At 50.2% G+C, this 13,662-nt stretch carries 11 protein-coding genes; 10 read left to right on the top strand and 1 reads right to left on the bottom strand.

Going from position 1 to position 13,662, the window contains the following annotated elements:
- Positions 1-122: 122 nt before the first annotated feature.
- From rsmB to PsAD46_RS01075, 8 genes are all read left to right on the top strand, one after another.
- Positions 123-1,571 (top strand): 16S rRNA (cytosine(967)-C(5))-methyltransferase RsmB, encoded by a 1,449-nt coding sequence (rsmB, locus tag PsAD46_RS01115; RefSeq protein WP_084404296.1) that lies wholly within the window; start codon positions 123-125, stop codon positions 1,569-1,571.
- Between the two features lie 273 nt (positions 1,572-1,844).
- Positions 1,845-3,503, top strand: a complete 1,659-nt coding sequence (locus tag PsAD46_RS01105) for a heparinase II/III family protein (protein WP_063305974.1) — start codon at positions 1,845-1,847, stop codon at positions 3,501-3,503.
- 163 nt (positions 3,504-3,666) lie between these two features.
- On the top strand, positions 3,667-5,283 hold the full coding sequence (gene purH, locus PsAD46_RS01100) for a bifunctional phosphoribosylaminoimidazolecarboxamide formyltransferase/IMP cyclohydrolase (protein ID WP_063305973.1): 1,617 nt from the start codon (positions 3,667-3,669) through the stop codon (positions 5,281-5,283).
- A gap of 168 nt (positions 5,284-5,451) precedes the next feature.
- The gene (locus tag PsAD46_RS01095; RefSeq protein ID WP_063306005.1) at positions 5,452-6,981 is read left to right on the top strand and encodes a glycosyltransferase family 39 protein; all 1,530 of its coding nucleotides are present in this window, start codon (positions 5,452-5,454) and stop codon (positions 6,979-6,981) included.
- 96 nt (positions 6,982-7,077) lie between these two features.
- Positions 7,078-7,545: a GNAT family N-acetyltransferase gene (locus PsAD46_RS01090; protein WP_208981607.1), complete on the top strand. Its 468-nt coding sequence runs from the start codon at positions 7,078-7,080 to the stop codon at positions 7,543-7,545.
- Positions 7,546-7,658: 113 nt separating this feature from the next.
- Positions 7,659-8,402 carry a carbonic anhydrase gene (locus tag PsAD46_RS01085; RefSeq protein WP_244273164.1) on the top strand — a complete coding sequence of 248 codons (744 nt, stop codon included), beginning with the start codon at positions 7,659-7,661 and terminating at the stop codon, positions 8,400-8,402.
- A gap of 12 nt (positions 8,403-8,414) precedes the next feature.
- Entirely contained in the window at positions 8,415-8,867 is a 453-nt protein-coding gene (locus PsAD46_RS01080; RefSeq protein ID WP_057464672.1) for a GNAT family N-acetyltransferase, read from the top strand.
- An 845-nt stretch (positions 8,868-9,712) separates the two neighbouring features.
- Positions 9,713-10,291, top strand: coding sequence for a hypothetical protein (locus tag PsAD46_RS01075; RefSeq protein ID WP_208981606.1), 579 nt, complete (start codon positions 9,713-9,715; stop codon positions 10,289-10,291).
- A 187-nt stretch (positions 10,292-10,478) separates the two neighbouring features.
- Here the strand turns inward: PsAD46_RS01075 and PsAD46_RS01070 are convergent, their stop codons facing one another.
- The gene (locus PsAD46_RS01070; RefSeq protein WP_063305972.1) at positions 10,479-10,805 is read right to left on the bottom strand and encodes a hypothetical protein; all 327 of its coding nucleotides are present in this window, start codon (positions 10,803-10,805) and stop codon (positions 10,479-10,481) included.
- A 563-nt stretch (positions 10,806-11,368) separates the two neighbouring features.
- On the opposite strand from PsAD46_RS01070, the gene PsAD46_RS01065 reads away from it, so the two are divergent.
- On the top strand, positions 11,369-12,310 hold the full coding sequence (locus PsAD46_RS01065; protein ID WP_063305971.1) for a retron St85 family effector protein: 942 nt from the start codon (positions 11,369-11,371) through the stop codon (positions 12,308-12,310).
- Positions 12,286-13,242 (top strand): retron St85 family RNA-directed DNA polymerase, encoded by a 957-nt coding sequence (locus PsAD46_RS01060; protein WP_208981605.1) that lies wholly within the window; start codon positions 12,286-12,288, stop codon positions 13,240-13,242. Before PsAD46_RS01065 ends, PsAD46_RS01060 begins: the two co-directional genes overlap by 25 nt.
- Positions 13,243-13,662 lie beyond the last annotated feature (420 nt).

Genomic DNA, 13,662 nt, shown 5'->3' with positions numbered 1-13,662 from the left:
TCTAGTGGAACCTGATGAAACCGGTTGGCCTCTGAGTGAGGCTCTTCACACAAGAATGCATCTTTAAAAGAATAGATGGCGCCGAAGGTCTGGCGACACATTCTGGAATACATGGATCAACGATGAGCGCAGAGCGTAAGAATACATCCTCTCAGGACAGAAACTCCAAGTTCAAGGGGAGAAAGCGTTCTGGAGCACCGAAGACTCCAAGAGACAATGACAGAGCTTCTGAAACAGAGAGCGTAGAGGGCACCTTTAAAGATCCTGGCTATGCTGCTCGTAAGGCTGCCACCGATCTGATTGGTAAAGTTTTGAGCAAGCGCATGCCACTGGATGGCGAGCTTGATCTAAACAACGGTCATCCGGGCTATAAACGCCTTGAGCCGAATGATCGAGCGCTTGTTCGTGCGATTATTGGCACTGCGCTGCGTCGTCGTGGCCAGATTCAGGATGTGATTGATCGTTTCCTTGACCGTCCTATTCCTGAGAAAACGGGTCGCGTTCTGGACATTCTTCATGTTGCCATGGCGCAGTTGTTCTTTATGTCCGTGCCGGATCACGCAGCGGTTTCCCTGGCTGTGACGCTCGCTGGTCGTGATGCACGTGCCAAGCCGTACAAAAACCTCGTTAATGCCGTTCTGCGCCGTGCAACACGTGAAGGTGCAGCGATTATTGCTGAGCAGGATACTGCGAAGCTGAATGCTCCTGATTGGATGTTTGCACGCTGGTGCGAAGTTTATGGCGAAGAAGCTGCGCGTGCGATGTCCGCTGCGCATATGCAGGAGCCGTATCTGGACCTGAGCGTGCCAGCAGACCGTGATGATTGGGCAGAAAAGCTGGGTGGTGAAGTTCAGCTGGGTTACTCCGTACGCTTGCAGCCAGATGGGCCGATTGAAAAGCTGGAAGGCTTTGAAGATGGCAAATGGTGGGTTCAGGATGCTGCAGCTGCAGTTCCGGCTCGTTTGCTGGGTGATATCAAAGGCAAAGTGGTTGCTGATTTGTGTGCCGCCCCCGGTGGTAAGACCATGCAACTTGCAGCCGCTGATGCTGATGTGACAGCTGTCGATATCTCAGCCCGTCGTTTGCAGCGTCTGACACAGAATCTAAAGCGTGTTGGATTGGAAGCTGAGACTGAAGTTTCTGATCTTCGTGAATTTGTACCGGTTGATCTTTTTGACGCGATTCTTCTGGATGCACCTTGTTCTGCAACCGGTACCATTCGCCGTCACCCAGATGTGGCATGGCTGAAGCGTGAAGATGATGTGCTCAAGCTTGCTGACCTACAGTACGAGTTGCTTGAAAAAGCACTGGGTTGGTTGAAGCCGGGCGGAACTCTTGTCTATTGCACCTGTTCGCTGGAACAGGAAGAGGGTGAACTGCAAGTTCAGCGCTTGTTGCTGGAGCATCCTGAGGTGCAGCGTGTGCCTGTAACAGCTGATGAGCTGGGCGGCGTTGCTGAGGCGATTAATTCTCAAGGCGACTTCCGTGCGATGCCAGGTCAGAACCCATCCTCAGGTAAAACATCTGGTGGTCTGGATGGCTTTTTCGCGGCTCGTTTGCGTCTCTCTTAAAAAGAGCTGGTGGAATGTCACCAAGGATTTGCGCAAAGTGGGCATGGTTAACGAGATTTAAAGAGCTTGGGCGCAAACCATTTGTTAAGTTTGTTTAGAGCGTGTTGTTGCAAATCGCTTTCTTGCTCACGCTCTAAATCTTTGTTTTTGTGCGTATCCTTATCTGAAACCGAAACTGCTTTTCGGGGATACGCTCTAATGGAGTGCTGAAGGGGTATGACGGGCGCAACGGTGTCTGAAAGACTTAGAATCCTTAGTCTTTTGACACAAAACATGGCTCAAAACAGTCTGAACTGGGCGCGAGGGGGATCTATGTTCCGCTTGTTCTCGTTTGGAAGTGCGCCATCGCGTCTGCTTATCGCTCCTCAGGATCTGCGCACTGCAGATGCTACAAACGCCGCTGACATTTATGCTGGCCGGTTCCTGTTTGCCGGACATCTGGTTGAAGTGGGCGGGCAATCTCCGTTTGATGTTGAGCCGCCGAATCTCCAATGGTCAAAAGCGCTGCATGGGTTTTCCTGGCTTCGCCATTTGCGTGCTGCTGAGACCAACATGGCACAGCAAAATGCCCGTGCCTTGGTTGAGGACTGGATTAGGTCCTGTGGTCGCTGGCATGATAGCGGCTGGAAGCAGGAAGTTGTTGCGCGCCGCGTGTTGAGCTGGATGGCTCAATCTCCGTTATTGCTGACCGGATGTGAAGCGGATTTCTATCGTGCCTTCATGCGGTCGCTGTATCGGCAGGTGCGCTATCTACGCCGGACTATGAACAAAGCGCCGGATGGCTTGCCGCGTCTGACAGTTGCTATGGCGAATGCTTGTGCAACAGTTTCCATGGATGGGCAGGGGCGTCACGTCAAACAAGCTCTGAAGCGTCTTGATCAGGAGTTGAAGCGTCAAATCCTGCCGGATGGTGGTCATATCTCCCGGCATCCCGGTGCGATTATTGAGATCCTTGTTGATCTGCTTCCAATCCGTCAGGCGCTCGTGATGCAGGGGCAAACGGTGTCTCCAGTCATGATGGAATCCATTGACCGCATGATGCCGATGATCCGTTTCTTCCGTCATGGTGATGGATCCTTTGCTCACTTCAATGGCATGGCTTCTACTCCGGGTGATGTGGTTGCAACCATTCTTGCTTATGATGATGCACGTGGAACACCGCCTGTTAGTGCGCCGCATTCCGGCTATCAGCGTCTCACTGGTGGTGATAGCCTTGTAATGATTGATGTGGGAGCACCGCCGCCAACGCGTTTCTCTAGCAGTACGCATGCCGGTTGTCTCTCCTTTGAGTTCTCCTCAAAGCGCAATCGTATTGTGGTGAACTGTGGCGTTTCTACACGAGAGCAAGTTGCCTGGAAGATGGTGGCTCGTTCCACCGCTGCACATTCAACAGCCGGGATTGGTGATACGTCTTCCTGTCGTTTTCTGACGTCCTCTCGTTTCGATAAGGTGTTGGGTAACCCGGTGTTATCCGGTCCTAAAGATGTTGAAGCGGAGCGGCAGGACACGGACCTTTCTGACCGCGTGATTGCGAGCCATGATGGTTATGTCGAGCGTTATGGCATTGTTCATGAACGTGATCTGACGCTGTCGCGTGATGGAACCGTTTTAGATGGGATCGATCGGTTCAAGCCGATATCTGACAAGGCAGAGGAAGAGACTGTCACGATCCGCTTCCATCTACACCCACAGGTAAGCTGCACGATGTTGCCATTGGGTGATGCTGCTGTTTTGCAGTGTGCAGATGGTGAAGCCTGGGAATTTTCTGCTGATGGGATTGAGTTCTCCGTTGAGGAATCAATTTACCTGTCAGACGTATTCGGTCACCGTCAAACGCAGCAGATTGTTCTTAGTGTTGGTGTAAAAGAAGCGCTGAGTGTGACTTGGATGCTAAGAAAGACAGCCTCTGCCAAGGCGCGGCGGAAGATCTAACGTCATTTGTGCTCTTGCCCTTTAGGGGATGTAAACTGCTCCTAAAGGTTACCCGTCAAACCGCTCTCAATCCCCATGAAATGGGTTCCCACAGCTGTGAATAAGTGTTATTTGGCGGGCGTCAAAACCCTTCCATTTTCTCTAAGAGAGTAGGCTTTTACCCATGGCCGTTGTCTCCAAAGGCGTTCCGATACCTGAACTCGTATCGGTTAAGCGTGCGCTTCTTTCTGTCTCCGATAAAACCGGTCTTGTTGAGTTTGCGAAAGCGCTTTCCGAACGTGGAGTTGAGCTGATCTCAACAGGCGGAACTCGCAAAACGATTGCTGAGGCTGGCCTCCCAGTTAAAGATATTTCCGAGGTTACTGGTTTTCCTGAAATCATGGATGGCCGTGTTAAAACGCTTCATCCTATGGTGCATGGCGGATTGCTGAGCATTCGTGATGATGCTGAGCATGTTGCTGCGATGGATGAGCATGGCATCACTGGTATCGACCTGCTTTGTGTGAACCTTTATCCATTTGAAGATACGGTTGCATCTGGTGCTGACTACGCAAACGGTGTCGAGAATATCGACATTGGTGGTCCGGCGATGACACGCGCTGCTGCCAAAAACCATGCCTATGTAACCACTGTTGTTGACCCTGCTGATTATGCTGCTGTGGTTGTGGCGCTGGATACGCATAACGGTCAGTCTCCGATTGCTCTTCGTAAGAAGCTGGCGCAGAAAGCTTTTGCTCGTACCGCTGCTTATGATGCTGCTGTTTCCAACTGGATGGCAGAGCAGATTGATAAGGCAGCTCCGGATTATCGCGCGATTGGCGGTACGCTGAACGAAGTGATGCGTTATGGTGAGAACCCGCATCAGGCAGCAGGCTTTTATGTAACCGGGGAGAAGCGCCCAGGTGTGGCGACGGCTCGTCAGGTGCAGGGTAAGCAGCTCTCTTACAACAACATCAATGATACGGATGCAGCGTTTGAGCTTGTTTCCGAGTTTGATCCGGCTCGTACGGCAGCAGTTGCTATCATCAAGCATGCGAACCCGTGCGGTGTTGCAGAAGCGCCTACGCTGAAGGAAGCCTATGAGAAAGCGCTGGCGTGTGATCCGGTTTCTGCGTTTGGCGGCATTGTTGCGCTCAACGGGACTCTGGACGCGGATGCTGCTGCTGAGATCACCAAGATCTTTACTGAGGTGATTATCGCTCCTGATGCGACAGAAGAAGCGATTGAGCTGGTTGCTAAGAAAAAGAACCTGCGCTTGCTCCTGACGAATGGTCTTTCTGATCCACGCGCCAAAGGTCTGTTTGTGAAGACTGTTTCTGGTGGCTTGCTGGTTCAGGATCGCGACAGTGGTGTTGTTGATGATCTGGACCTGAAGGTGGTGACAAAGCGTGCGCCGTCTGATCAGGAACTGGCAGATCTGAAAATGGCCTTCCGTGTTGGCAAGCATGTAAAATCCAATGCGATTGTCTACGTCAAAGACGGCGCGACTGTTGGCATCGGAGCAGGGCAAATGAGCCGCGTTGACAGCGCTCGCATTGCAGCCCGCAAAGCTGAGGATGCTGCAGAAGCCGCTGGCCTTGCAGAGCCACTGACCAAGGGCTGTGTGGTTGCCTCTGATGCGTTCTTCCCGTTCGCTGATGGGCTGCTTTCTGCTGCTGAGGCTGGTGCCACTGCTGTTATTCAGCCAGGTGGTTCCATGCGTGATGATGAAGTGATCAAAGCTGCTGATGAAGCTGGCTTGGCAATGGTCGTTACTGGAATGCGCCACTTCCGTCACTAAAGGGCAGCATCTCTTTAAAATTCTGGGCCTTCGCAGGTTATGCTTGCGAAGGCTTTTTTATTGGCCGCTGGTTTTAATTAAAGCTGAAAGCCAATGCTTAGCTGTAATTGGTATGGTGGAGGGAACGAAAACAAGGCGCAAAAGCGTCGATAACTGCGCATGGTGCAGATGCTGCAAGATCAAGGGTTCCTTCCCAAACTTCAACGCGTCATAGTCTCGGATAACTGGGCTACGTTCATCGCGAAACATTTTGTCTGGCTTCTTGCTGGATACTTCATCGTCCAGACCATTATTCGTTATTTTGCATCTCCCGTATTGGGCCTGGATGAAGCGGAGCAGATTATTGCGGCTCAGAGTTTTCAGCTTGGATATGGCCCGCAGCCACCGCTTTATACCTGGCTGACAATCGCTTTCTTCTGGGTGTTTGGAGAAGGGCTCTTTGCAACGGCTCTTCTTAAAAATACCTTGTTGTTTCTTGGCTATCTGGGTGTTTGGCTCACCGCGCGGAGGGCCTCTGATCCGACGTTGGCTGCTATCGGGACGGCCTCACTTATCTTTCTGCCGCAGATCTCCTGGGAATCGCAGCGGGCGTTGAGCCATTCAGTTTTGATGTTCGCGTGTTCTGCATGGACGGTTTATCTCTTCCTGACCTGCATCGAAAAACCAAGCTGGTGGCGTGCTGTTGTGTTTGGTGTTGTGATCGCAGCAGGTGCACTTTCCAAATACAACTATATGTTTTTGCTTGTCGCTTTGATCGTAGCTGGCTTTTGCATTGAGGACGGGCGCAAGTTTCTACGCTCAAAATACATTCTTGGTTCTGCTGCTGTTGCTGTTGTGATTTTGCTTCCTCCTGCTTTCTGGATGTTTGAGAACCAGGACCTCATCTATGCGCGTGTCCATAAATTTGGAATCGAAAAGGCAGAACGGCATTTTCTGACCGGGTTTATCTCTTTGATAAATGCAGCTTTACAGTTTGTCATTGTGGCTGTGGTCCTGTTTTTTTGCGCATGGGCGACGAGCTTTTATTGGAAGGATGCTGAGCAGCACGACCAATATGTGAATGAGACCATTCGCAAACTTCTTACGCTTGTCGTTATCTTTGGGCTGGTTATTGCTGCTGTGTCTGTTGTTGCAAGTGGCGCGACCAATGTGAAAGATCGATGGCTTCAGCCAATCCTGTTTCTTGCTCCGTTGGTTGCTTCGCTGTGGCTGTTTGCTGAGGTCTCAATACGTCAGGCCAAGATCATTCTTGGAACAGCTAGTGTGCTGGCAGTGCTGATCGTTGTGCTCATTCCCTTCAACTTTGCTTTTGGCAGTTTTAAAAAGCCAAGTGCGCATTCGCTTCCTTCTCAGGCAATTGTTGATACGCTGGCGCAGTATGGTGTGCGAAGTGTTCTGACTACGTCTCACAGCATTGCGGGTAACATTGGCGACCTGAAACCGGGTTGGGCAGTGACCATTCCGGAGTATTCCGGTATCGATATCAACTACGCCTATCCGGTTGCGATCCTTTGGAAGGGGCACTCCAAGGCTGTCCCTGAGAACATGTCTGCCCTTTATCAGAAGCTTAAAGGCAAGCCGATCCCTAACAGTGAAATCCATAAGGAAGCTGCGCCTTACTATCATTGGTCGGAATATCCGTTCGAGTATAGCTTCATCATTGTTGAGGGGAATAATCAGGCAGCCTCACAGCATTAGAGTTATACGGCTAAATTCTCCCAGTTTTGAGAATGGGTGGATGCTCTGAAAATTGGTAGGCTGGTCATCGCGACTTGAGATCAGGGAGATGGGTCCGTGATATTCGATGAGATTACAGTGGAACCTGCCAGAGAAGCCGATGCACACCGCTTGGGTGAACTTGTCTTTGCGATGGAAAGCGAGCTTTGGCCGGAAGATGAGCTTGATGTTGGGCAGTTCAAAATGATGGCTGAGGATATTCTATCTGATGATGGCTCTCGCTATTGGGCTTATCTGGCGCGGTCTCAGGGGGAACTTCTCGGGCTCATTACACTGTCGGAAAAGAAGGCCATTTATGCTGGTGGCCGGTTTGGTGAAATCGTTGAGTTTTACGTTGTGCCGTCTGGCCGGTGTGCCGGGGTTGGCAAAATACTGTTGCAGCAGGCGGTGTTGAAGGGGCAGGAGATGGACTGGCCTTACCTGGAAGTGGGAGCGCCGCATCAGCCAGCCTGGAAAACAACGCTGAGTTTTTATCTTAATAACGAATTCAGAGAAATTGGTCCGCGGCTGGAAAGGGAAATTTAGGTGCGATTGCGAGTTCTTTTCGTTTAGGGCTGTTTCATTCAATTCAACAACAGAATGTCCAGAATGGGCTTTTAGGCTGGCTGCAACTTTTGTTGTTTGGCCAGGAGAAGCCTATGTGTTGGATGTGCAATGACAAAGCGGGTTTGGTTGGATCACCAGCGCGCCGCAAGTTTCTGAAAACGGCTGGTGTGTTTGGTGCTGCTCTGGCAACGGGTGGTGTTGGTGCTGTTTCGTCTGCCAGTGCGCAGGAGCCGCCTATTCCTAAAAACGAGATTGGTGGTGAGGCTGCTCTGAAGCGTTTGATGGATGGTAACAAGCGCTATGTTGAGGGGAATATCTCTCCTGCTGATTTCCAGAGTACACGTGCTGCACTGGCTGCTGGGCAGAACCCGTTTGCGGCGATCCTGGGCTGTGCGGATTCCCGTGTGGCGCCGGAGCTGGCGTTTGATACGGGGCGTGGGGATCTCTTTGTCGTGCGTGTCGCCGGTAATGTTGTGACGCCTGAAGGGCTGGCGAGCCTTGAGTTTTGTGTTGATGTGCTGGGTACGCAGCTGATCATGGTGCTGGGTCACGAGAAGTGCGGTGCTGTGAAGGCGGCGATTTCTTCTGTTCAGAGTGGCAACCAGTTTCCCGGTCATATCCAGACGCTTGTTGAGCTTCTTCGGCCTCCTGTGCAGCAGGCGCAGGGTGAGAAGGGGGATGTTCTCGTTAATGCCATCAAAGCCAATGTGCAGTGGGGCGTGACGGCTTTGCAGCAGGCATCGCCTATTTTGGACAAGCACTTCAAGGCGGGGACGTTGAAGGTGGTTGGTGGGGTGTATGACCTTGATACGGGCAAAGTTACAATGGTGACATAAGAGGGATCGCAGATGGTTGTTCCCATAATCAGGGTGTCTGAAGCGAAGGACCTTCCGGCTTTGCTGGAGCTTGAAGCGCATTATATGGCGGAGCTGGAACCGCAGAACTTTGAGCGGTGGAAGACGTGTGAGGCCGTGCATCGCAAGCGGATGGAAGAGGCTTTGTTGCGTACCTTTGCCGCTGAGATGGCGGATGACATCAAAGGCTATTGCTACTGGGGGCTTCTGAATGACAGTGCCCATATCTTCAACGTGTATGTGCATCCGGATTTTCGCCGGTACGGTTTGGCGAAGTATCTGCTTGAGCGCACGGAGGAGGATATTCAGCGCAAGGGCTTTAGCCAGTGGACGTTCAACCCGATCAAGACCCACCCTGCGAAGGTGTTCATTGAGCAGCTTGGCTATAGATTGCAGTGGGAAGATACGGACCGGCTTCACATGTTCAAGGAGAAGGCGGCGGCGTGAGCCTTCCCATTATGCAAACAGCTTTAGCACCGCTGGAAATGTCCGGCGGTGTTTTCACGTGAAACTCCCAAAATGGGGAGGGCAAGGCGAGCAGGCAGTGCCTGCGCATTTTATTGGTTATGAGTCTTCGGCATTGGCTGTCGCCTTGCCCGGGCATTTTGGTATGGACAACATCGCCTCTTATCCTGAAAGACACGATAGCCAGTTTCCTGGAAGGACAGTGGCTTTGCTCAGGCAAGTTTCCCGGCCTAAACAGGTCCTCTATCCCTGACATCAGCTGCTCTGACCAGCAAATGCCACTGCGTGATGCCCCTCAAGCTTGGGCCCTTCCTCTCAAACCATGCGGTCACGTTTGAAAATCGGTTCCACCGGACCTTTGAAAGATGCGTTACTTCTCTCAAAAGCCCCACCCAGCCTACGACAAACTGACGGACGGTCCGCCAGCAGCCCGTTACGTAGGCATGGGAGTTAGTATGGCGGCATCTTTTGCCAGGGGGGATAAGTTTTTGCAGGCTCCTCCTGTGTTAGCCCGATCCTCAGGGGCAGTGGCTGCATAATGTGTGCGGGTGTTTGTGAGGCAGCGATAGCATTTGTGTGTGGGAGAGCGTGAGTGAGTGGAGCCGAGAGGGTTATGGTTATGGGTCCCGGGTCTTCGCTTTGCTGCGCCCAGGATGACGCCTGGGAGGTTGCGGATGAGAACTCTGCGCACTCTGGCAGATAACCGGGTGTGTGTTTGGCTAAGGTCAAGTGAGGGGTGGGGTGACGGGTGTATGAGTGGGATCTGCAGTTTGTAGTGGTGAGTTGCCTGGAAGGGTGCTTTCCGGGCGATTAGAGAGGTGTTTTCGTTGAAAGTTTCGTATCTGGGTCTCAGCCTTTTGGGTGGGGCGATGTTGTTTGCCGGTGGTGCGCAGGCGCAAGGCAAAATCACCAATCATCAGGCCGAGGGAAACCTGCAGGTGACCCATGATGTGGGCTGTATTGCGCGGGAGAACGCCAAGACGAGTTACACTCCGGCTGATCTTTATGCGTCGATCTTTGATTGCATTGAGAAGGAGCAGTATGGCTCTGCCGTTGATCTTTATGTGATGGCGTTTGCGCGTGGCACTTTTGATATGCAGCGGGTGAAAGACAAGAGCGCGTATCAGGCGCTTTCTGTGCTGAGGATGGTGACTTTTCAAAGGATGAACGAGGCGCAACGCACTGCGTTTGGTGCAGCACTGGAAAATTACAGCAAGGATGGCATTGCCGAGGCCTGTGACTTTCTGCAGGGGCAGGATGCGCCGGATTATTACCCTAAATACATGATTGCGCATGGTATGGGCGCGTTTACGAACAAGGACGATGACGGGCTGGTCACGCCGTTTGATGCCGCTGCTGCATGGCAACTGACCCTGACAAAAGCCGGCATTTGCGCTGGTAAATAAGCGCTGGCCTGCGGAGGGTGGTGGCTCCGCAGGCCAGCAGGGTGCTTTCCGCGAGGATGCGGGGTGTAGGTGCGTTCTCGCTTCCGGCACCGGAGCGGATGGCAGTGTTGCCAAATGCTCTTACACAGTGCGCCAGCACATGCTCCACGTGGGCAGGTTCCCTTGCTTTGTGGAGCGCTGGGCGGGCTTATTCAGGAAGCGGAATTTTGGTGTTTATCGGCTGCGGATGAGCGACCCGCTCTCCTGCGTATTCCCGAAAAGTGCTAGTGGTTTTCGGATTAGAATACGCATTAGATAAAGTTCCGCAGCGTTTTTGGAGTGCTTCCAGTCGGTCGTGGAAGGCATGATGCAAAGTGAACAAAGCATCGCGTTCGCTGCTGTGCTGCAGTCTCTCAGTGAGCAGTAAGTGCTGCATATAGCTGAGATTTTGCAGGTCAGAGACGACGACGAGGACTTCGTCTATTTCATTTTGGAACGTATTTGTGGTGCCACAGGCACATGCGGAGTCGGTCATTCTCAATCCCTCTGCTTACAGGGTGTTGAACAACCGCTGGACAGCACGGCTTTCTAGGGCCAGCTGGCGAGCGGGAGGCTAGAAACCTGCAAGCAGACAGGCGAGTTTATTCCCTCCCGAAGGAGGTATTATATTCACCGCCCTCCCGCTCATAGCAAAGGGTTTGCGCGCTACCTATAAAGCAGGCACAAAAAATCCGCTAGTCGATCGGGAGCGGTAACCGCTACTTGAAGGAGGTTTCTAGGCCTCATGTATGAATGTGGAATGAAAACCTGAGGTTGTCAAATTGTCGGTTTTGACGAGGGTGTGGATGGTGGGAGCGAAGAGTATAAATGCGAAATACAACCGATAAACTATTGCCAAGAATAAATCCTAAGGTGTAATGTAACCTATCTTTACGCGGAGTGCTTGTAGAGCACGGTCGGGCTTACAGCTAGACCCACACTTATTGACGGCATTTAAGTGCGATTGGAAGGAAAATTTCCTATCACTCTCAAAGCCGTAGTTTCTCGATTGACAGGAAATTTTCCTTCCAATCGCCCCTTTGAGGTAAAGAGTTTTAGATGGCTTCGGCTCGTGATCCACGACCCAAAATCATACGCTCATTAGACATAAGTAAAGCTCAGGTGAAGTTAGATCTACACTTGGTTTTTTTGTGTGGAGGTAAGGTAGAGTTAGAAGACCCGCGCCTTTCAATACGAAGCATGTTTATGGATGTTTGTGGAGGATCAATTGGCGAGAATGGGGACGTTGTATTAGCTGAGGATTTTCTTGATTGGCACACCGTGTACGATGATTTATCTCAGTTTGAAAATGATATAGCGGCAATCTCCTCTCTTGTTGTTATCATTCTCGAAAGTCCTGGTGCACTTACAGAGTTTGGTTTGTTTTATGCGAATAGAGAGCTGCGTTCAAAGTTACTTATCGCAATCGATGAAACAAATTTTGATGAAAAATCCTTCATCCGAAATGGATTGCTAAATCCCCTCATGGATGATCGGGAAGAGATGGTCCGGTCTTATTCAATCAACCATATGAACATGGACAGTGTTCAAGAGTCAGAAATCAAAGGTATGGTTGATGATGTTGTCGAGCATCTTTCGCAGACAAATCATAACAAGAGATTCGATTACAATGATCGAGGCCATGTAATACTTCTTATTTTCCAGCTTATAGATTTGTTTGGAGCTCTTTCTGTTAAAGAGATACAGCAGTTACTCGATGATGTTAATGTGTACTGCTCATTAAAGAAGATTAAATCTGCACTTTACATTCTAAAAATATTTAAACTTATTGGAAGTAAACGATATTCATCACAAGATTTTTATGTAGTGCGTTCAGGAGTCCAGAGTCGAATCAATCTAGTCTTTGCGGCAGACGCACATTTAGATTTTTTTCGAGCGAAAATTTTGATTAAGGAGTTTTACGAAAAAACTGCATCGCAAGATACGAAAGTCAGTAGACGATTGAGGGCAATCAAATGGGTGCAGGAGAACGTGTTGTGACCATAATCGATCATATTCAGCATGAATTTGGTTTTAGTCGCAATGAACTCGTTGCATATGCTGGAACATGCCCACATCGTTACAAAACATATAACATCCGAAAGAGAAATGGTGATCCACGGACTATTTCTCAGCCGTCAAAGGATCTAAAAGCAGTTCAACGATTTATCGTTAGTAGGTTCTTTGAGGACCAGTTTGTTATTCATGAGGCCGCTACAGCTTACAGAAAAGGTGTAAGCATTGTAGACAACGCAAAACCTCACTTAAACTCATCTTATCTTTTGAAGATGGATTTTAAAAACTTCTTTCCCTCAATTAAAAGCGATGACTTTGTAACCTACTTAGTTGAGATGGGCATATATGAAGATGAAGCTCGGATTTTGAGCCGGATTTTCTTTAAAAAAGAGCGTGATGAGTTAGTTTTGAGTATTGGAGCGCCTAGTTCGCCAATTATTTCGAATGCATTGTTGCATGAGTTTGATGAACGGGTTGCTCAATACAGCAAAGAACGATCACTGAATTTTACGCGTTATTCGGATGATATCACTATCTCTACAAACGTTGAAAATGTTCTATTTGATGTGCCAAATTATATTAATGAACTTCTTGGTGATATTCGATTACCTCGTTTGCGCATAAACGAAGAAAAAACAGTATTTTCGTCTAAGAAGTTCAATAGACATGTGACAGGCATTACAATCTCGAATGAAGGACAGGCCTCTCTCGGTCGCTCAAAAAAAAGACGCCTTAAAGCAGCAGTGCATAGCGCAGATAAGCTAACGGAAATTGAGCGTTTCAAATTGAGAGGTAGATTGGCTTTTGCTAAGCAAGTTGACCCGAAGTTTATTGAGTTACTGCACGCCAAGTATCCGAAGCAGATTAGTTTGATAAACAGTGCGCAATGGGCGTGGGATTTGTCTGATTTTCTTTAGCGTTGAATAGATACCAAAAAATGGCCTAAATGAACCGGTTCGATGCTTTTGCTCTATTGAACGCTGTAAGTTGAAGACGTAGTTTTAGAAGATATAGTGGAGGGTTCCACTGACTTTGATGTAATCTAGTTCGTTCTCGGTATGGATGCGGCAGCACTCGCCGTCTTCCCGCACTTGATGCGGGATCCAGTGCGGGGATGGCTAAGGTTTGAGTGTGTGGCTCTGGGTCCCTGTGTGTTTGTTTTGTGCTTGAATGGTAGCGAGGCGGAGGTCGTTGGGTCCCAGATCAGAGCCCAGCACGGCTTGAGATCGTGACGCGGCCAGACCCCGCCTCGCATGTATTACCAAACCTGAACAGTTGATGGTGGCCGCTTTTGCGGACCACGTAGCACAGGGACAGGCTCCATGACCTTACACCCT

The organism is Pseudovibrio sp. Ad46, from assembly GCF_001623065.1.
GTDB lineage: Bacteria > Pseudomonadota > Alphaproteobacteria > Rhizobiales > Stappiaceae > Pseudovibrio.
The sequence above is the reverse complement of the archived record's forward strand: the minus strand, read 5'-3'. Positions and strand labels throughout refer to the sequence as shown.

What these genes read in the sequence shown, in the direction of transcription:
- rsmB (WP_084404296.1), top strand. Translation starts at nt 123, where the DNA reads ATGAGCGCAGAGCGTAAGAATACATCCTCTCAGGACAGAAACTCCAAG.
- PsAD46_RS01105 (WP_063305974.1), top strand. Translation starts at nt 1,845, where the DNA reads ATGGCTCAAAACAGTCTGAACTGGGCGCGAGGGGGATCTATGTTCCGC.
- purH (WP_063305973.1), top strand. Translation starts at nt 3,667, where the DNA reads ATGGCCGTTGTCTCCAAAGGCGTTCCGATACCTGAACTCGTATCGGTT.
- PsAD46_RS01095 (WP_063306005.1), top strand. Translation starts at nt 5,452, where the DNA reads ATGCTGCAAGATCAAGGGTTCCTTCCCAAACTTCAACGCGTCATAGTC.
- PsAD46_RS01085 (WP_244273164.1), top strand. Translation starts at nt 7,659, where the DNA reads ATGTGTTGGATGTGCAATGACAAAGCGGGTTTGGTTGGATCACCAGCG.
- PsAD46_RS01080 (WP_057464672.1), top strand. Translation starts at nt 8,415, where the DNA reads ATGGTTGTTCCCATAATCAGGGTGTCTGAAGCGAAGGACCTTCCGGCT.
- PsAD46_RS01070 (WP_063305972.1), bottom strand. Translation starts at nt 10,805, where the DNA reads ATGACCGACTCCGCATGTGCCTGTGGCACCACAAATACGTTCCAAAAT.
- PsAD46_RS01065 (WP_063305971.1), top strand. Translation starts at nt 11,369, where the DNA reads ATGGCTTCGGCTCGTGATCCACGACCCAAAATCATACGCTCATTAGAC.
- PsAD46_RS01060 (WP_208981605.1), top strand. Translation starts at nt 12,286, where the DNA reads ATGGGTGCAGGAGAACGTGTTGTGACCATAATCGATCATATTCAGCAT.